This window comes from Acinetobacter sp. S54 (genome assembly GCF_016624945.1).
Taxonomy (GTDB): domain Bacteria; phylum Pseudomonadota; class Gammaproteobacteria; order Pseudomonadales; family Moraxellaceae; genus Acinetobacter.
The window spans coordinates 146,230-165,642 of sequence record NZ_JACVUI010000005.1 but is presented as its reverse complement, the minus strand read 5'-3'; the positions used below and the strand labels follow the sequence as shown (position 1 = coordinate 165,642).

The following is a 19,413-nucleotide window of genomic DNA, read 5'->3' as shown; positions in this document are numbered from 1 at the left end:
ACTATAAACTATCTTCGGGCACACGCACCCAACCTTCCATTAATACTCGGGCACTACGACTCATAATCGCTTTTTTTACTCTCCATTTTTCTCCTGTTTTTTCAGCTTGGGCCCCTACGCGTAAACTTCCAGAAGGATGACCAAAACGTACTGCCTCACGTGCGCCACCTCCCGCAGCTAAATTAACCAATGTTCCTGGAATCGCCGCTGCCGTTCCTATCGCAACCGCTGCCGTTCCCATCATGGCATGATGTAATTTTCCCATCGATAATGCACGTACCAACAAATCGACATCCTGCGCCTCAACCATTTTCCCGCTAGAAGATGGGTAAGAGTTTGCTGGTGCAACAAATGCAATTTTGGGGGTGTGTTGTCGTGCTGCTGCTTCAGCCACCCCAGAAATCAAGCCCATTTTCACTGCGCCATAAGCGCGAATTTTTTCAAAACGCGCCAATGCTTGAGCATCACTGTTAATTGCTTCCTGTAATTCAGTACCGGTATAACCTAAATCAGCTGCATTTAAAAAAATTGTGGGAATACCTGCATTAATAAACGTAGCTTTAAAGCTTCCAATTTCTGGAACGTCCAAAGTATCTACTACATTTCCTGTTGGGAACATATCCCCCCCCTCTTCTCCATCATCCGCTGGATCAAGGAATTCAATTTGTACTTCGGCTGCAGGAAAAGTCACGCCATCCAGTTCAAAACTCCCTGTTTCCTGAACTTGACCACGGGTCATCGGAACATGCGCAATGATGGTTTTTTGAATATTTTTTTGCCAAATTCTAACTGTACAAATACCATTTTCAGGAATACGGCTCGCATCGACCAAACCATTACTAATCGCAAAGGAACCAACCGCAGCAGTCAAATTGCCACAATTCCCGCTCCAGTCTACAAAAGGCTGATCTATTGAGACCTGACCAAATAAATAATCCACATCATGTTCTGGCTGAGTACTTTTTGCCAGAATCACCGTTTTACTGGTACTAGAGGTTGCGCCGCCCATTCCATCAATTTGTTTACCATAAGGATCTGGACTACCAATAACTCGAAGCAATAACTGATCACGTGCCTGTCCGGCTACTTGCGCAGATTCAGGCAAGTCATCCAATTTAAAGAATACGCCTTTACTGGTTCCTCCACGCATGTAAGTTGCTGGAATTTTAATTTGCGGTCGCGCGCTCATGATCGGTTATCCTTTTTCATTTATACGTGTGTATTACCAAAATGTAACATGTATGAACTCAGACATCATATAAGCAAAAAAAGCTGATGTTTGAATGTCTAGACTTAAGTCTAGATCATTTATTTTCTAACAATGCAGCACATTTTCTCAATGACCGAAATCATTACGAAATAATTTAAAATGTCCATGAACTGATCAAAATCTCCATAAATACGACTATTAAGTTCAACTAAAGTTGATCGCTTTTTTTATAGTCAGGCTAGGCTAAAACCACTTGATCTATTAGAATATCCCACTTATTCACGGTCGAGCGAAGTCCTTTGAACAACGATTCTTCAAAACTTCAGCGGGGGTTAAAAAACCGTCACATCCAGTTGATTGCCATGGGAGGCGCAATTGGTACAGGTTTATTTCTTGGTTCCGCACAAGTTATTCAATCTGCTGGTCCCTCTATTATTTTAGGTTATGCCATTGGTGGATTAATTGCATTTCTAATTATGCGCCAACTTGGTGAAATGATTGTGGAAGAACCTGTTGCGGGTTCATTCAGCCATTTTGCCAATAAATATTGGGGTAAATTTCCTGGCTTTTTGGCAGGTTGGAACTACTGGATTCTCTATGTTTTAGTAGCAATGACTGAGCTTACAGCAGTTGCCAAATATATTAACTATTGGTGGCCTCATATTCCATCATGGATTTCAGTGCTGTTTTTCTTTATCGTCATTACGGCAATTAACCTAACAAATGTTAAGTTTTATGGTGAATCTGAATTTTGGCTCGCCATCATTAAAGTGGTTGCAGTCATATCGATGATCATTTTTGGTCTTTATCTTCTGTTCACTGCTGGACCAGATTCTACGGCGTCATTTAGCAACCTTTGGACACATGGTGGGTTTTTCCCGAATGGGTTTGATGGATTATTTTATATGCTGGCTTTTCTCATGTTCGCTTTTGGTGGAATTGAATTGATCGGTATGGCTGCAGCTGAAGCGGATAATCCAAAGAAAACCATTCCTAAAGCGATCAATCAGGTCGTGGTACGTATTCTAATTTTCTATGTCGGCTCACTGACTATTTTGCTTTCTTTAGTGCCTTGGAATCAATTGGATTTAGGTGGATTAGATAAAAGCCCATTTGTAATGATTTTTAGTCAGTTAGGGATTGGCTGGGCAGCGCACCTATTAAATTTCATTATTTTAACTGCGGCATTATCGGTTTATAACAGTGGTATGTATGCGAATAGCCGTATGCTTTATGGCTTGGCGCAACAAGGCAATGCACCTGCGGTATTTAAAAAGGTCAATAAAGAAGGCGTACCTATTCCTGCCGTATTGTTGTCTGCTGTTCTGATCTTTGGGTGCGTGTTGCTGAACTATTTCGTACCAGAAGATGCACTTGGTCACTTAATGTATGTAGTAGTAGGTGCATTGGTTCTGAACTGGGCCATGATTAGTCTGACACATTTGAAGTTTAAATCTGCAATGAAAGCACTTAATCAAAAAGTATCTTTCCCAGCACTTTGGTCTCCAATCAGCAACTATATCGTTTTACTGTTTATTGCTGTTGTTTTGTACATTATGTGGACGCAAGGGTTTAAAGAATCGGTGATTATGATTCCTGTCTGGATTGTGGTCATGTATGTACTATATAAGTTGTTAAATTCAAAGCCATCGGCTTCTAAATAAAAATTTAAAAAGTTATTGCTTTGGCAATAACTTTTTTGTTTATAATCATAAAATTATGCGCTTGTAGCTTAACTGGATAGAGCAGTTGCCTCCTAAGCGACCGACGTGGGTTCGAGTCCCGCCAAGCGCACCATCATTATAGGATCTGAATTAATATTTGAACAAATATTAAAGAATTAACAAATCAATTAGAATTTCATAGAAGTTATTAACATTATGCTCACCTGAAATAATTTGAGCATTTTACTCCCCCTTATTTTTCCATTAATTAAATTATTATCCCAAAGAGTATCGATGTGTATTGTGCTCAGAAGAGTAATCTCCTCTCTAATAAACCGCAATACACCCAGTAAAATCCGCTTCTAGTTCTAATCGCTGTCGTTAAATCCCGTATCTGTGTTTTCAAATTTTCAAGCAATAGACTCGGTTGGAATATTCCATTCAAATTTTTGTATTTTGGTGAAGTAAATGCCTGCTGCTTCACTCGCAACTACTGCACTACCGCCTGCCGCGGGATCACCATTATTCACATACGCCAATGCTGCACCTAAGATGGCATAACTCACCATCTATGCTGCCGTATTCTTATCTTCTCCATGTCCAAACTTTTCTCCAATCTGTTGAGCTGCGTATGGTGCAAGGGTATTGGCTGCAACCTGTAAGTCAGTTTGTCCACCTAATGCACCTGTGACTGCATTTAAGGCACGACTCTTGTCTCCTCCCAGGCCCCAGTCTTGTGCTAGATCAGATGCAGCTTGATAACTCGATAAGTTATTCTTTAGAATTTGCTGTTTTTTTATTCGGATTCGTCCTATCTGTATACTGGAATACAATCTAGAGGTTCATAAATATAAAATATACGATTTTGATCTTTAAATCTTTCTATCCTTTTTAGCTTTATTGAGGCAAAATTTTGACATTTGTAGTAATTAGCCCCCCCCTCCTTTGCAAATAAATACTGAGATTTAACTTCACCTTCATAATCCACTTTAAACCCATCCTTATATAACTTAGCACCATTTTTGTAAAATGTAATTTTCTCAAAATCTTCATTTGAAAGAGATATTAGAGCATAATCCCAGCTAAAATTAGTCAAATTTGATAACTTTATTATTGTTGAGTTATCTTTCATGAGTAAGTCACTATCAAATCTTTTCTGTAGAAACAAGTAATATATAATAGTTAAAACAATCATGATTAAAATAATTTGGAGAACTTTTTTCATTGTTTAATCCCCATAAAAATTGCAGTACTATTACTTTTTACCTTTTGACGTGTTTCACGTTGATTTTGTATCTCAATCCCAGCGCCTGTTTGATCTAAAGTATTTAACTTACTTTTAGCTAGCTCATATAATTGATTATTCAATTTAACCTTCTGGACACTATATGTTCCATTTTCATCTTTTATAGCTTGATATAAGCCTTCACTAGTATAAGTATCCAATACTTTTTTTGCTAAATCAGAATTACTTAATGAGGTAGAACTTAAATTCCGTCCAATTTGATTATTTAATTGATCAATTAACTCATCAGCTTTGTTTAAAGTTAAACCCGATTTCTGATTGTAATTTGTTCCCTCGTAACTTTCATGCGCATTACCAACCTCAATAGCAATATTTTTACCAAACTCTTTGGTAATCATTGCTTGCCATAGAGTATGACGTAAGGCATTACCCATACTACCTTCAAATACAACTTCATCTTTTGTATATCCTAATTTGAATAGCTCTGCTGGGTTTAATAAGTTTAATTGATAGGTTGAAGCGATAGTAGATATGTTTGGATTTAATATACTTGCAGGGTTTGGATCTACTGAACCTATCTGATAAGCAATTTGGGGATGCTTTATTGCAAATTTGGCTTGTAATAATAACTCATTATTCTCCACCGCATTCTGCCCAACCACACTAGCCAATTGTGCATTAAAAGCTGAATCTCCTACCGTGCCTCCAACCACTGCGCCTATCGCTGCGGTCAAATCTCGGATTTGGGTCTTTGCATCTTCTAGTAATAGGTTTGGATCGAACTGTCCTGTTTGTGGGTTAAGTTGCCCCGATCTTGTATGCTCACTTCGCCGCCTTTAATATTCAGGCTGCTTAAGCGACCTTCGGTTTTGCTCAGGTTCACTTCGCTGTTGACGTGACTCAGGCTATTGCTTTCTGATGTGCTGGTTTGTTTACCAATCGATGCACTGCCACCACCGTTATAGGTATAACTCACGCTCTGGCTATTGGTTTTGCTATTACTGCTTTGGCTGTTATGTTCAGTTCCTGCGGTGATATTCAGGTCTTGGGTACCCTCAAAGCTGGTGGTACCTGTTGCGGTTAAGCGGCTCCCTTGGATATTGGCATTTTGTCCTTCTGATTTTAAGGTTAGATTATTGAGGTCAAGCGTACTTCCTTGCCATTGGCCTTCCGTGGTTGTGGTTGCTGTAGTAGTTTCTATTCGCTCGCCATTGGCACCAATGGTAAAGCCTGTGCCATAACTGGTCGATGCCGCTGCAACCGCAGCAGCAGCCGAGGCCGCAACCGCGATTTCTGCTGTGGCGACATTAGTGGTGGCCATTGCCAAATTAGTCTTACTATCGTCCAGAGCATCCTTGGTAATTTTACCTGCTGCATAGTCTTTTTGGGCTTGGCTATAATCTTTTTTGGCATTACTTAAACCTTTGGTCGCATCTGCTAGGGCTTTGACTGCCAGTGCGGCATCGACGTAGGCATTACGCACCCCAACTTCACTCGTCACTGTTTCGGTGTGCGTCTTGTCTTCGGTCACGGTTTTGTTTTCATAACCACCGATGTTGAGTTCACCGCGTCCGTGATCCAGTACGGTATCACCTGTGGCTTTGACATTTTGACCAAGGATATCAATGCCTTCTACACCCTGTATGTTCAGGTTCTCAGTATTAATTTGTCCTGCTTTATGCGTGGTGATAGTCGTGGTGGTACTTTGTGTCGTGTCTTGGGTTTTGAATCCACCTAAACGCAGGCTGTCATTATTGAGTTTAACTCCAAGTCCTTGTATGGTTTCTTCGCCCTGACTGCTGCTGTGTTTGCTTTGTTCTTCTGCTGCATTCAGTATGACTTTCTGACCCGATAAACTAATATTTGTGGCACTCAGATCACTACTGGTAAGTGTGGTTTGTCCAATTGAACCCACCGCAATATTATTTGCTTGAAGTGAGGTGCCTTGCTGTAAGGTTTGTTCGCTCCGTTCTCCTTTACTTTCTCCAATCTTGACGGGGTCATCCAATCCAATGCCGACTGCACCGATCGCTAATCCTTTAATCAGTTCTTTGGCAATGCCACGATAACCCTTTTGTTGTTCATCCCATTGTTCATCTTTGGTGGCAAGTGTAGACAATGTGACGTTCTCCGGCATCAATGAGCCATCAGCCGATTTCAATGTTCCATCGGCTTGACGTTGCATGAGAGTATTACCCACATAGATGCTGTTACCGGACTTTACGTCATTGGCTTGTAGTTCTATATTTTTAGCGGCATTGATATCAACAGTATTACCTGCTTTAAGGGTGGTCTGAGCCACGTCCTGATCAATATAACCTGATTGTCGGTTATTATAGGTGGCAACGCCTTTTTTCGAGGAAGTCGAGCTTTCTCGCTTGTCATCAATGGCAGATAAAAGTGTCACATTGCCTTGTTGGGCCTGTATCTGGATGTTATTACCCGCTTCAGCCTTTAAGTGAGTTGCAGTAATATTACCCTGTGCGCTGTTCAGAATAATGTCCTGTCCAGCTTTCATCTGAGTTGCAATTGATGTGCTGCTGCTCGCATCGTAGGTTGAGGATTTTTTACTGCCAAATGAACCTTTTGATTCAGATTGACTAGAAACAGAACTTTGATTTAAGCCATTGTCCAACACAATATCTTTTTGGGCAGACAATTGTATATTGCCCTGCTGGCTATTTAAATTCACGGCTTTGCCTAAAATATTTTGCCCAGTAATAGCCAATGAACCTGCACTACTAATTTGACTGCCTATATCCTGCTGTTGCTTCAGTTGATAACCGTTTTTATCATTAATGCTCAGTTTTTCCTGCTTGCCTATAGTCACCGTACCAATGTCGACATTACCCGCTGTATTTAATAAAGTGGCGCCATTGCTGTTGTTGATTTGCGCACCTTTTAAGATGGTATTGCCCGCAACATCCATCACCAATGATGCTTGATTCGGATCTAGCTTGTTCTGGCTACCCTGACCAACATAAATACCTGCAACACGATCAACATTGGTAATACTTGAACTGAAGTTGCCAACTTTGGATTCAGATGTTCGAGTCGTCGTTTCAAGATTTAGGTTCCCCCCGACTTTCAATGCCATGGCATCTTTGGCACTAATTTTTCCACCGGCATTATTCAAGTCTTGTTTGGTTTCAATCGCAACCTGATTGCCCTGAATTCGTCCATTTAAATTTTGTACATTATCCGCGGTAATCTGGACGGCTTCACGGCCTGCAATCGTGGCACCATTGATCAAGTCACCATCTAGCTTCAAGTTAACACTATTGCCTGAGAGTAAAGTACCATCGCCTTTTAGGTCACCCACTCTGGCCTTAACATAAATTTGAGGCACCAATGCTTTGGTGGTCATTCCATTTGGCAGGATCACCGTCTGTTCAACCATCCAGACAATGTCACTGGTAAGCTGTGCAGCCTGTTGGGCAGTTAAAGCAATACCAGGTCGTAAACCATACAGTTTGGCAAAGGTTACCCCATTGTTCATTAATGCTTTGTATTGCTCATCATCACTGGTATAGCCTTCAAGAAAGCGATAACCTGTCAGGTTGGCAATCTGATCTTGCACCATACGTTGTTCATAAAAGCCATCACCCAGTCTTTTTTGCTGTAAAGCAGGGTCAAGACCCAAAGCATCTAGCATATAATCCGACGATAACCAGTTTCTATAGTGGGTAAAACTTGGATCCGTTTCAACCAGATACCCCGCCTTACTGTCTGCATTGACTTTATACAAAGCACTATTCGGGACCCTTACTTCTGTTGAAGTGAGGGTTCGTATTTCATAGGCTGTACCATCCGCCACTTTATCAGGTGCAGTTGCCTGTTCTGTTACCGTTTTTGCATGAGCTTGATCAGCACTATTACCTTGTTGCTGAGTATTGGGTTCATCAACAGCAAGATTTAAGTTTTTGGATTGCTGTGAGGGTGGGTTTTGCTGTGTTGTTTGGGAGCTGGTGTTATTCGATGTAGTGGTTGAATCAGCTACATTTAAATTTTTCCCTTGTGCATTTTGTGCCTGCCCCACTTGAGTTGAATGACGATTGTCTTTTAAATCATTGACTTCTTGGTGCTGAATCTGACCCGATTGTGCTTTATCATCACTCTGGTTATTGGAGACAGTAGTAATTGAAATCTCGTTTTGATTTAAACTCTGGTTACCTAAAGCCTGACTCACAACTAAATCAATGCTTTGTTCTGTTCGATATTCAAAAGGGTTATCATCGGTATGACTACCATGACTTTTATTTTCATAGAGATATTGTCGACCAGTCGCCACCACATGTTGAACACCCTTAATATCATTGTTTTTTATACTTCCTCCAGTATTGGAAAGTGTTCCACCCGCTAAAATCTGGCTCTTATCATTAAATACTTGTGCACCGTCTAAACTTAAATTTCCTCCTGACTTAATTTGACCTGGTGTCGATTTAGTAACCTTTGTTTCAGACCTGATTTCACTGTAAACATATTTGGACCAGTCTTCATTAGGGTTCATCCATCTAATGACCTCCCCATTAAATGTTTTCCAAACTCCCATATAGAATTTTTCAAGATTATCCTGGCGATCTGTTTCTACCAACTTACTCTCAAAATTTTGATTAATATTATTAATCTGATTTGCAGAAAGACGCATATCGCATAGAGACTCAATCGTGGCACTTTCGTTATGAATGACCTCCGCTTGACCTGTGGCCTGATCATTATTATCAAGGCTCCCCCCTAGATATAAGCTACCCGCACTAAAGATCAAGGCTTGACTAGCATAGTCCGCCGTATTCGCCAGATTATTTAAAGTTTGCACACCCAGATGCATGTCACCACGTGAAGCAATAACTGGAGCGACCCCAACACTGTTTGGTCGGTTATTTAAAGTATTCGCATTGATCGCCAGTGCTGTACCATAAATACGCCCTGTACCCTCGTTGTTTAAGATATTAGCTTGCAAACGGGTGTAGTCGCCATTGATCAATCCCGTATTATTTAAATTATTCTGGGCAGTTAAACGAGTTTCATGGCTTTCAATTTTGCCATCTTGATTATTGGTGATATTGCTGGCGCTTAAATCTAAACGATTGCCTGCATTTATGCTGCCATTATTCACGATATTACTTTGTGTGCTAAGTCTTAAATCCTGATTGGCCTGTAACTGGGCATTGGCATTATGGACATAATCCTCCTGCAGGCGAAGATTTGCATTTCCTAGGCTTAAGACTTTACCGTCACCCGATAAAGCTTTTGCCGTGAGATCAAATCCCGTGCCTGCCAGTAATTGTCCATTCAAATTATTAATAACGAGTGGATTGCCCAGAATCGTGAGTTGTTTTTCACTGCTGATTTGGCCTGACTGATTATTCAATTGCTGCTTAACATTGAGTTTTTGATCCGAACTGCTACGAACTACACCACTTTGGTTATTTAAAATATTGCTGTTGATATTCAAGTCATTGGCATCAATACCCTGAATGGATTTTTCTGTAGGATCACTGTTCAGTGTGTTTTGGTTATCCAGTTGCTGTGTGGTGATATTCAGCTCACCTGCTGCCATAATATGACTATCTGCATCACTGGCACTCGCTTTACCTGTGTTATTGATCCGATCTATATTCAGCGTCATACCACCCATCGACAGTAATTGTCCTGATTGGTTGTTCAGTAACTGATTTTGTCCTGTTCCCTGTATATTTAGTTGTTCCGTGGCCAGCAACGTACCTTGCTGGTTCAGCACTTGATTCGCCTGAATATCCAGTTGTTTACCACTGGCAAGATAGCCCTGCTGGTTATCCAGTGTTTGAATATTGTTAAGCTGAATATCCCCCTGACTTAAGATCCCACCTTGTTGACCACTATGCGTGTTAATCAAATCCTGTTGATGGGTATCAACCCGAATGCTTTGCTGTGCCTGAATTAGCCCCTGATCATTGTCCAGTTTGCCTGAATCAATATTGATGTTTTCAGCGCTCAGTGTCCCTTGATGGTTATTCAGTAATTTTTCACGGCTATCCAGTTGCAACTGGTTTTTACTGCTGATTTGACCCTGTGCATTATTCACACCTGTCGCCTTAAGGCTTGAATCGTTACCTGACTGAATCACACCTTGTTGGTTATTCAGAAGCTGTGATCCTGTATCGATCAGCAAATTGCCCTGAACGCTGCCAATTTGCCCTGCACTGTTATTTAAGCCTTGGCTGTTTAATTTCAGTTGCTGGTTGGCGGCAATTACACCACTGTTATTGTTAATGTCTTTTGTGGTGGTGATGTCTAGAGTATTCTGGCTATTGATCTGACCTTTAGTGCTATTATCCAGTTGATTGGCCGTTACAGATAAAGCTTTGCCTGATAAAATCACACCTGCCTGATTAGTCAGGGCACCACCCTCTGCATTAATCGTCACATCACCTTGGGCACTACCAAATTGACCTTTGTTATTATTCACACTCTGACTGTTAAGGGTTAAGCCTAAATCCCCAGCAATCAGACCTTCCAGATTATGAATATCCTGCTGGCTTTTTAATTCAATTTTACTTTGACTGTTGATCTGACCTTGCTGGTTATCAATGCGGTTGGCGTCAACCGTTAAATCTTTGTTGGATTGTAGATTTCCAGACTGGTTACTGAATACTCCCTGACCCGCCTTAACAATCACCTGATCCTGTAAACTTCCAATTTGGCCTTGGTTGTTATTGATGCCTTCACCATGCAGTTGCACTTGTCCATTGGCAATCAATTGTCCAGTTTGGTTATTGATATCAGACTGGCTGTAGATATTGAGTCCACCCTGTGCCGTGATTTGTCCTTGTCCATTGTTATCGATCTGCTGTGCAATGATCTGGTGATCAGCACCACTATGGATTTGTCCAGATTGATTATTCAGGGTTTCTTTCACCGTCAGGTTAAGATTGGCTTTATCCCCAGTCTGAATCAGGCCTGACTGATTGCTTAAATTATTGCTGCTCATATTTAACTGAGCGTTGGACGCAATTTGACCCTGATCGTTATTGATATTAGTTTGGCTCTCAATAGCCAGTGTGTTTAAAGCACTTATCACACCACTATTATTTAGGCTATTGGTTTTAATCTCTAAAGTCTTACCAGACTGAATCTGTCCTGCAAGATTATCCAGTGCCTGTTGTCCAGTTTGAATATTTAAATCACCAAGTTCTGTTCCAATCTGACCCTGATTGTTATTTAACCCCTGACTGTTCAGTTGAACATTATTTTTGGCCACAATTGACCCTGCAGCATTATTCACCTCCTGTTGAGTGGTAATATTTAAATCACCTTGTGCATTGATTAAGCCCTGTTGGCTATTGCCCAATTGCTTCGACTCAATCTGGGTATTTCCAGCGCTGATCAATTGACCTGATTGGCTGTTGTCCAGTTTGCCACCCAATTTAAAGTTCAGATCCTGTCCACTTTGCAATAAACCGCCTTGGTTACTAAAATCCTGTCCTCTCAAATTTAGGCTTTGACCAGAAATGATTTGACCGTTGTTATTGCTCAGCCATTGTTGTTGCGTATCCAGTTGAGCCTGCGTTGCAATCAAGCCTGATTGGTTATCAAAACCCTTTGCTTTTAAAGTCAAGTCTTGGGTAGACTGGAGTTTACCTTGCTGGTTGCTTAACACACCCTGTCCAGTATTAATGCTAAGGATGTCTTCTACACTGCCAATCTGACCTTGATGATTGTTTAAACCCTGACTGTTCAGCTGTACTGCTTTATTGGCAATGATTTGACCCAAACTGTTATCAATGTCTTTGTTAATCGTTGCCTGTATCGCACCTTGGGCATTAATCAGTCCTGACTGACTCTTGAATTGACCTGCTGTAATCTGAATGTCTTTGGCTGCTTGTAGTGAACCTGACTGATTACTGAGTATCCCTGTGCCTGCATCTAATGTTAATTCGCCCTGTACCGAACCAATTTGACCTTCGCTGTTATCCAGTCCCTGTGACTGAATCTGAATATCAGCATTGGCAACAATTTGCCCAGTCTGGTTATTGATCTGTTGTTGGCTGGTTAAATTCAGTTTTTGCTGAGCATTGATTTGTCCCTGATGGCTATTATCCACCGAACCTGCCTGAATATTGGCATGCTGGTTTGCATAGATTTTGCCTGAATGGCTATTGTCCAGCAGACCTGTCACCTGTAGGTTCAAATCTTGTAACTGTGCTGAACTGAGTGTGCCACCCTGATTATTCAGTGTCCCAGCACTGATATTCAGCGCAGTCTGGCTCTGAATCAGTCCCATTTGGTTATTCAGTTCTTGTTGTATGCCAAGGGTCAGTGGGCTTTCTGTGCCGCGCTGGATCAGTTGCCCCTGTCGATTGTTAAGCTTTTGTGCATTAATGGCAATTTGTTCTGCGGAGGTGATGCCTTGACTCAGATCAAGCTGACGACCTGTCAGTTGCAATTGCCCATTACTTAGAATTTGTCCTTGATTGCCCTGTAGCTGATCAGTCTGAATATTGAATTGACCTGTACCTGCATGAATCAGTTGACCAGCCGTGTTATTCAACACCGCTGTATTCAGATGAAGCTGTGCCGCATTACTACGGATTTCACCCGACTGGTTATTCAGGCTTTGGCTGAAGTTTAAATCCAGTCGATCGGTACTCGTATGAAGTAGATGCCCCTCCGTATTATCCAAACGGCTCGCATTTAAGATTAGGTCTTTGGCACTTAAGGTACCTTGCTGGTTATCTATCAGGTCATGACTATTAATATTTAACTGATCTGCAATAACAGTTGCAGCACGTGTTGAAATATTACCCGCTTGACTGTTAATTTCTATATTTTTAGCTTGCAGTTGACCTTGACTGGCATCAATCTGTTGTTGTGCCTGTACAATAAGGTCTTGCCCAGCAAAGCTTTGCCCATGCAATGCAGCCTGATCCGCATTAATTTCAAGATGCCCCCCGTTGCCCAGTTTTCCTTGACGATCCAGTCCCGCCGCGATCAAACCTGATTGTTGATGTTGTAGATTCTGGCTATCCAGTTGGACATTTTGTCCTGCCGCGATGGAGCCTGTATTTTGGAGGTTCTGACCAATGATGCTTAGGTCTTGATCGGCATAGATACTGCCGCTGTTATTCAACTGTTGATGCGTCAGTTCAATCTGCTGCGCCTGAATCTGACCTTCATTATTGTCAAATTGACTTACAATGCTACGTAAGTTTTGCTCAGAAACAATATTGCCTTGTGTATTATTCACCGTATCATGCTGTTGTTGAATATTCTGTGCCAGAATTGCACCCGATGCATTATTCAGGCTTTGGCTATTGATATTGAGTTGGGTTTTAGCTTGAATCGTTCCCGATGTGTTATCCAGATCTTTTTCAACGCTGAGGTTGATACCTTGTTGTCCTGAATAAAGCAGACCAGACTGGTTGTTCACCTGTGCTGCCTGAACATTCAACTGATGCCCACTGGCAATTTGGCCTTCCCGATTATTAAGACTCTTAACCACATCCAAATCCAGTTGTTCAACCGCCTGAATGTGACCTTTTTGGTTATTGGTTGTTTCAGTCTTGATCTTTAAGCTTTTATTCGCTGCTAGTTGTCCAGACTGGTTACTTAAGATTTGGGTTTGGATATCTGCTTGTTGTACCGTTAACTGACCTTGATCATTGTTAAAACTGTCACCCTGAACCTTGATCGCACCCAGATTAAGCATACCGCTCTGGTTGTTTAATCCATTACTGCTGTCCAAATCAATCCCGCCACGGGCCACAATAGCACCCTGATCATTGTTTAGCAGCTCCTGAACATGAATATAGCCTGTGTCATAGGTTTTTGGGACTGTCGGTGTAGCAGGATCAATCGCGATTACAATACTGCCGCCATCTTGTGCTGGATTGCTTGGTTGAGGCGCGCCTGATCCTTCTGATCCAGTTTCACCCGTGCCATTCCCCGTATTACCACCTGTATTTCCTGGAGCTGTACTGCTAGTACTGGTTTTAGCTAATCCAATTTTACCGCCAGCATTGCTCATTGAACCCGCTGTTAAGTCCAATGCCTGTGCACCCGTCTGTTCAAGTGAGCCACTGTTGCTCAAACGACCTGCATCGATCACCAGACGTGCAGCATTTAGAGTGCCACTATTACTTAACTGGTTCTGCTGGGTTAAGTGAAACTCATCAGCACTGCTAATCAAGCCTGAGTTATCTAAATTTTGGCTTTGTACTGTAACTTGTGAGGCAGCACTACTGATATTGCCTGTATTTTTAATGCTTTGGGCATTCAGTTGTAGCTGATCTTTATTGGCAATCATATTGCCTGTATTGATCAAATCCCCATTGGCATTGAGAGTCAAAGTAGATTGGGTACTATTAATCGATCCCGCATTGCGTGCACCAACCCCCTGTTCTGTCCCGATCAAAAAGATTTTACCCGCATACATCCCACCCAATTGGCCAACATCCAGAGCAAAGTTTGGCTGAGGTATTGCAGTCCCTCGTGTCGCTACTTTGGCAATTTTTGGCGCAGAAGGGTCTTGAATATTAATGTCGTTTTGACCCAATACGGTCTTTAACTCATTGGCATACAGCCCTGCATTGACCTGTAAGGCACGGGCATAGACATCTGTAAACGGGGTTAGGCTGCCATTTAAGCCTTTGCCCTGTATGGTAATTTGTCCTTCTCGAACACGAAATGATTCCAGATAACCCTGATTCATCACCGCTTGTCCAGTGGTCAGGGTAAAGCGATCGGCATTAATGACTCCACAGCCATCACACACCAACCCTGATGGGTTGGCGATCACCACTTGTGCCTGTTTACCTGCAACTTCAATATAGCCTTTGAGCTGACTTGGATTACTCGAATTGACTTCATTTAAAATAATGTTGGCTTCACCTTTGGCAAGCCACGGGTTACCCTGCACCCAGCCTCCCAGTTGGGTCTGGGTATTATTGCGGGCATTATTCAGGATGGCACCCTCCTGCCCTACATCAAACTGACTATAAGTATTGCGGGAGACTCCACCCGCACTTGGAGTCTGAATGTTGACCTGCATCACCCCATTACTGCTGCTGAGAATTGTGGGTTGTTGTGAGGTCGGTGCAGCTTTATCAGCAATAATCTGGCTGTCGGCAAGGATGTGCAGTGGTAAGGTGTATATGCTGGCACCCAGTACACTGATCACCGCAAAATTCAGCAGTTTCAGTTTTTTAAAATGATGTGCATTCTGACCCGTACTGTTTGAATCGTTCCCACTATTCTCTCCGTTCGCATCACCACCCGCCTGACTTTGTCCTGCTTGTTTGGTTTTGCTTTTCACAATCTCAGCCACTGCGATAAACATGCCACGGGTTTGACTAAAGATAATACGGTAGCGATTCTTATTCATGTCGGTGTACTCTAAATCTTGTTTTGTTGTTCAATCTCATTAACGAGAAAAATTAAAATGGTGCTTGATTGGATTTGTTTTTAAATCTAAAGCTGCCTTAAACAATTTTGTTAAATTGCTCGCCTAATAGCTCCAGTTCAGGCTGAAACCTGTGGTGTAGTCATCAGTTTTAAAGTGATCTGGCTTTTTAAGGGGTGCACCAATAAAGGCATCGTAGCTGACGTGAAGGGGGGATATTTGTCCACGCACTCCCACAACACTGCCCAATAAACGGGTGCCAGGTAAAGGGTTCGGTTCGTGTGCGCTACGTCCACCCACTTCACCATAGTCAATACCCACGTACCATTGCATCGGCAGCTTAAACATGGATCCACTGAATTCATTGCGTACTAGAAATCCGTTATCTGCGAGTAGGGTTTGTTCTCCATCAAAACCTCTTACGGTATAACGGTTACCAATCGAAAAGCGGTCTTGTGGCGTTAAAGGCTTATTACTACGTTGCATACGCCATTCAGCGGTATATTGCAGATTTTGTGTACCGATTTTAAACGGCACCTGTAAACTGGCATTGGCTTGTATAATCCCGACGCGTGTAAAGGCTTCATCAAAGTCTTCTTCTGGTGCACGCATGGCACCGAGCCAGCCTGTTCCTCGTTTATACGTCAGATTGCCACTTAAAGTTGCATTGGAAAAATATTCAGTATGATCCAGCATGGCTTTCCAGCCAGCAGTTTTTCGGCGCTGCACCTCAACTTCGACATCTTCGATATAGTTACGTGATTCACGGTACCAGCCACCCGCACCAATCGTAGTTTTTCGGTGTGAATCCCGATAAATAACTCGGGATAAATCCACACCGATCAGCTCACTTTTACCGCTATATTCATAGCTTTGACTGGCACCCGCTACGGTTTGATGATAATCCGATTTACTGTAACTGCTAGTCAGCAGCCAGTAGTCAAATGGGATAGTATAGCTGGCATAGAAGCCATCGGTTCCGCGTTTGCCCGAATTCCCACCACCAAGGTCATGGTTATAGCTGACATAAAAAAGATCATTTAAGCTCAGCAAATGGTCTAGAGATAAGGTCGCTGTACCCTGATATTTCCCAGTTGAATCTGAACCCGCATCATCCAGATTTAAGTTAATGCGATAGGGTTTAGATTGTTGCCATGCAAGGATTACATCACTAGAGCCAGGAATATTGTTCTTTTCAGCAGGCTGGATTTTAAAGTCAGCTTCAACCGTTGGTACTCGTTTAAAGTTTTCTAGACCTTGTTCCAAGTCTCGAATGTTAAGTAAATCGCCTGATTTAATTGGCAATGCATTGATTTTATGGGCACGTGCTGAGGTGCCATCAGCAAATTTGACCTGATCGACCCGCCCTGCAATCACCCCTATACGAATATTGCCTGTAGCAATATTTTGTGGGGGCAACAAGACACGGGTCGTAACATAACCATCCGCAATAATTTTATTCTGGACTAGATCTAGTACCTGATTCAGCCCCTTTACCCCGAGACAACGACCAATAATATTATTTTTGCCTTGAGTAATTTCATTAAATGCAGATAAAAAGTGTCCTGCATCTTCCCCCTGAAGCAGGATCTTTTTGATATCAAAACACGGGCTTTCACTGTGTGAACTTAAATAGTGGAGTTGTTGGGATGGAGTACTCATCTTAGGCTGATCAAGATGAAAATTGACCTCAGGCTGGATTTGTTTTTGTAGAGCTTCATCGCGCTGTTGTTGGCGAATGCTCTGATCCGCTTGTATCTGTTGAAAATCTGATGGTTCCGCGGCATGTAGATGAACAAAAGCCAATAAACTCGTACAGAGTACATTCTTTTTATTAAATATCATTTTAGTAAACTTAGGTTAAAACATGTTAAATTTCAAAAAATAATCATAACAAAGTTTATTTATTTGTAAATATCATTTAAGTATTATTTTATACAGATCTGTCTATAACTAAAAGTTAGAGGTGAAATTCACCGTTTACAATTCGCGGCTAGGTAAGTGATCATTACTTCATGCATTAATTTTACGAGCTGTCCCCCCATATGATTAGTTATTTTTTCGTAAGGCAAAATAATGCTATGGCTTTCGTTAATCTTAACGATGTAACAAGTATTGAATGATTCAATCCGCTCATCTAGAGGACAGATAACCCGTGAAGTACGATTTTAATTACGAAGAAAGGGGAGGAATTTTAGCTTTAATTGATCCGATTATATTTAAAATAGAATAAGGATTAAAATCCATTAACTTACTAAATAATTGAAGAATAAATCGCCCTATGTAAGTTCAGCCTTGCTCAGTCATTACCCATATTTAGTCACTCCATATTCCACCTTTTATTAGTTTATAAGATCTACGGTGTTTTCTGAACCTTATTTTCAATTCAAAAAATGGATAAACTGGATAAAAATCTGGACAAAACGGATAGAGATAAAATGATGCTCGCGGTTCAATCAATCTAACGTATTAGTTCAGAAAAAGGATTGAATCATGGGCTCACGTAATATGATTGAATGGGAAAATTTTGTTCAAGGATGCATCGATTTTCGCCCAGAAGAGGGTGTCTACCGTATCGCAAGGGACATGTTTACCCAACCAGAACTGTTTGACTTGGAAATGGAACTCATCTTTGAAAAGGTCTGGATTTATGCCTGTCACGAAAGCGAAATTGCAAATCCTCATGATTTTGTCACGGTTCAAATTGGTCGCCAACCGCTGATTATTAGCCGTGATGCCAAAGGCGAATTACACGCTATGGTTAATGCCTGCGAGCATCGAGGTGCGACCTTGACCCGTGTTTCAAAAGGTAACCAATCAACCTTTACCTGCCCTTTCCATGCATGGTGCTATAAGTCTGATGGCCGTTTAGTCAAAGTCAAAGCGCCCGGTGAATATTGTGAAGATTTCGATAAATCCAGCCGCGGTCTAAAACAAGGACGTATTGCGAGTTATCGTGGTTTTGTATTCGTCAGTCTGGATACTCAAGCAACCGATTCCCTTGAAGATTTTTTGGGAGATGCTAAAGTTTTTCTAGATCTTATGGTTGAACAGTCACCAACAGGTGAACTCGAAGTTTTGCAAGGAAAATCGGCCTATACCTTTGCAGGCAACTGGAAATTACAAAATGAAAATGGGTTGGATGGCTATCATGTCAGTACCGTCCACTATAACTATGTTTCGACAGTTCAGCACCGTCAACAAGTTAATATCGAAAAAGGTGAAGAACTCGATACACTGGATTACAGTAAATTAGGTGCAGGTGATCAAACGACTGATGATGGTTGGTTTAGCTTTAAAAATGGTCATAGCGTTTTATTCAGCGATATGCCAAATCCAACGGTACGTCCAGGTTATGCAACCGTTATGCCTTACCTTATTGAAAAATTTGGTGAAAAACGTGCGGAATGGGCAATGCATCGGTTACGTAACCTAAACTTGTACCCAAGTTTGTTTTTTATGGATCAAATTAGTTCTCAGTTACGCATCGTCCGTCCAGTCGCATGGAATAAAACTGAAGTCATCAGTCAATGTATCGGTGTGAAAGGTGAATCGGCTGAAGCTCGACGTAATCGTATCCGCCAGTTTGAAGACTTCTTTAATGTCTCTGGCTTGGGGACACCTGACGATTTAGTCGAATTCCGTGAACAACAAAAGGGTTTTCAAGCACGTCTGGAACGCTGGAGTGATATTTCTCGTGGTTGTCATCGTTGGGAATATGGCATGAGCAAAAATGCAGAGGATCTTGGCATTCAACCTGTAATGACAGGCCGTGAATTTACTCATGAAGGTTTATATGTCAATCAACATGGTCACTGGCAGCGTCTATTGCTTAAAGGCCTCAATAACAAAGCCCTAGAAATGCAAGAGATCAGCTTTGAATTTGAAAGTAACATGGTTGAAGGAGTGTAAT

Annotated in this window: 7 protein-coding genes, 1 tRNA gene and 2 pseudogenes; 3 read left to right on the top strand and 7 right to left on the bottom strand. The window is 41.7% G+C overall.

Annotation, left to right across the window (positions count from 1 at the left end; genetic code table 11):
* Nucleotide 1: 1 nt before the first annotated feature.
* Nucleotides 2–1,189 carry a 2-methylaconitate cis-trans isomerase PrpF gene (gene prpF, locus IAE20_RS10200; protein WP_200482272.1) on the bottom strand — a complete coding sequence of 396 codons (1,188 nt, stop codon included), beginning with the start codon at nt 1,187–1,189 and terminating at the stop codon, nt 2–4.
* A 320-nt stretch (nt 1,190–1,509) separates the two neighbouring features.
* Between prpF and IAE20_RS10195 the strand changes: the two genes are divergently transcribed.
* Both IAE20_RS10195 and IAE20_RS10190 read left to right on the top strand, forming a co-directional pair.
* Nucleotides 1,510–2,874 (top strand): amino acid permease, encoded by a 1,365-nt coding sequence (locus IAE20_RS10195; RefSeq protein ID WP_200482271.1) that lies wholly within the window; start codon nt 1,510–1,512, stop codon nt 2,872–2,874.
* A 57-nt stretch (nt 2,875–2,931) separates the two neighbouring features.
* Nucleotides 2,932–3,007: transfer RNA gene (locus IAE20_RS10190), tRNA-Arg, on the top strand.
* Between the two features lie 237 nt (nt 3,008–3,244).
* Here the strand turns inward: IAE20_RS10190 and IAE20_RS16930 are convergent.
* From IAE20_RS16930 to IAE20_RS10160, 6 genes and pseudogenes are all read right to left on the bottom strand, one after another.
* A pseudogene (locus IAE20_RS16930) lies at nt 3,245–3,617 on the bottom strand (hypothetical protein); the annotation flags it as partial.
* Nucleotides 3,618–3,685: 68 nt separating this feature from the next.
* Nucleotides 3,686–4,099: a hypothetical protein gene (locus IAE20_RS10175; RefSeq protein ID WP_200461021.1), complete on the bottom strand. Its 414-nt coding sequence runs from the start codon at nt 4,097–4,099 to the stop codon at nt 3,686–3,688.
* Nucleotides 4,096–4,764 carry a DUF6973 domain-containing protein gene (locus tag IAE20_RS10170; RefSeq protein WP_413784494.1) on the bottom strand — a complete coding sequence of 223 codons (669 nt, stop codon included), beginning with the start codon at nt 4,762–4,764 and terminating at the stop codon, nt 4,096–4,098. Before IAE20_RS10170 ends, IAE20_RS10175 begins: the two co-directional genes overlap by 4 nt.
* Nucleotides 4,747–4,923, bottom strand: a pseudogene (locus IAE20_RS16925) (VENN motif pre-toxin domain-containing protein); the annotation flags it as partial. The pseudogene IAE20_RS16925 and the gene IAE20_RS10170, both read right to left, overlap by 18 nt.
* A complete protein-coding gene (locus IAE20_RS10165; protein WP_200482268.1) occupies nt 4,881–15,482 on the bottom strand; it encodes a filamentous hemagglutinin N-terminal domain-containing protein in 10,602 nt (3,533 codons plus the stop codon). The pseudogene IAE20_RS16925 and the gene IAE20_RS10165, both read right to left, overlap by 43 nt.
* 123 nt (nt 15,483–15,605) lie before the next feature.
* The gene (locus IAE20_RS10160; protein WP_200482267.1) at nt 15,606–17,345 is read right to left on the bottom strand and encodes a ShlB/FhaC/HecB family hemolysin secretion/activation protein; all 1,740 of its coding nucleotides are present in this window, start codon (nt 17,343–17,345) and stop codon (nt 15,606–15,608) included.
* A 648-nt stretch (nt 17,346–17,993) separates the two neighbouring features.
* On the opposite strand from IAE20_RS10160, the gene antA reads away from it, so the two are divergent.
* A complete protein-coding gene (gene antA / locus IAE20_RS10155; protein WP_200482266.1) occupies nt 17,994–19,412 on the top strand; it encodes an anthranilate 1,2-dioxygenase large subunit in 1,419 nt (472 codons plus the stop codon).
* Nucleotide 19,413 lies beyond the last annotated feature (1 nt).

Excerpts from the sequence above, each read along its gene's own strand:
- IAE20_RS10175 (WP_200461021.1), bottom strand. The coding sequence starts at position 4,099 with ATGAAAAAAGTTCTCCAAATTATTTTAATCATGATTGTTTTAACTATT.
- IAE20_RS10165 (WP_200482268.1), bottom strand. The coding sequence starts at position 15,482 with ATGAATAAGAATCGCTACCGTATTATCTTTAGTCAAACCCGTGGCATG.
- IAE20_RS10160 (WP_200482267.1), bottom strand. The coding sequence starts at position 17,345 with ATGATATTTAATAAAAAGAATGTACTCTGTACGAGTTTATTGGCTTTT.
- antA (WP_200482266.1), top strand. The coding sequence starts at position 17,994 with ATGGGCTCACGTAATATGATTGAATGGGAAAATTTTGTTCAAGGATGC.
- prpF (WP_200482272.1), bottom strand. The coding sequence starts at position 1,189 with ATGAGCGCGCGACCGCAAATTAAAATTCCAGCAACTTACATGCGTGGA.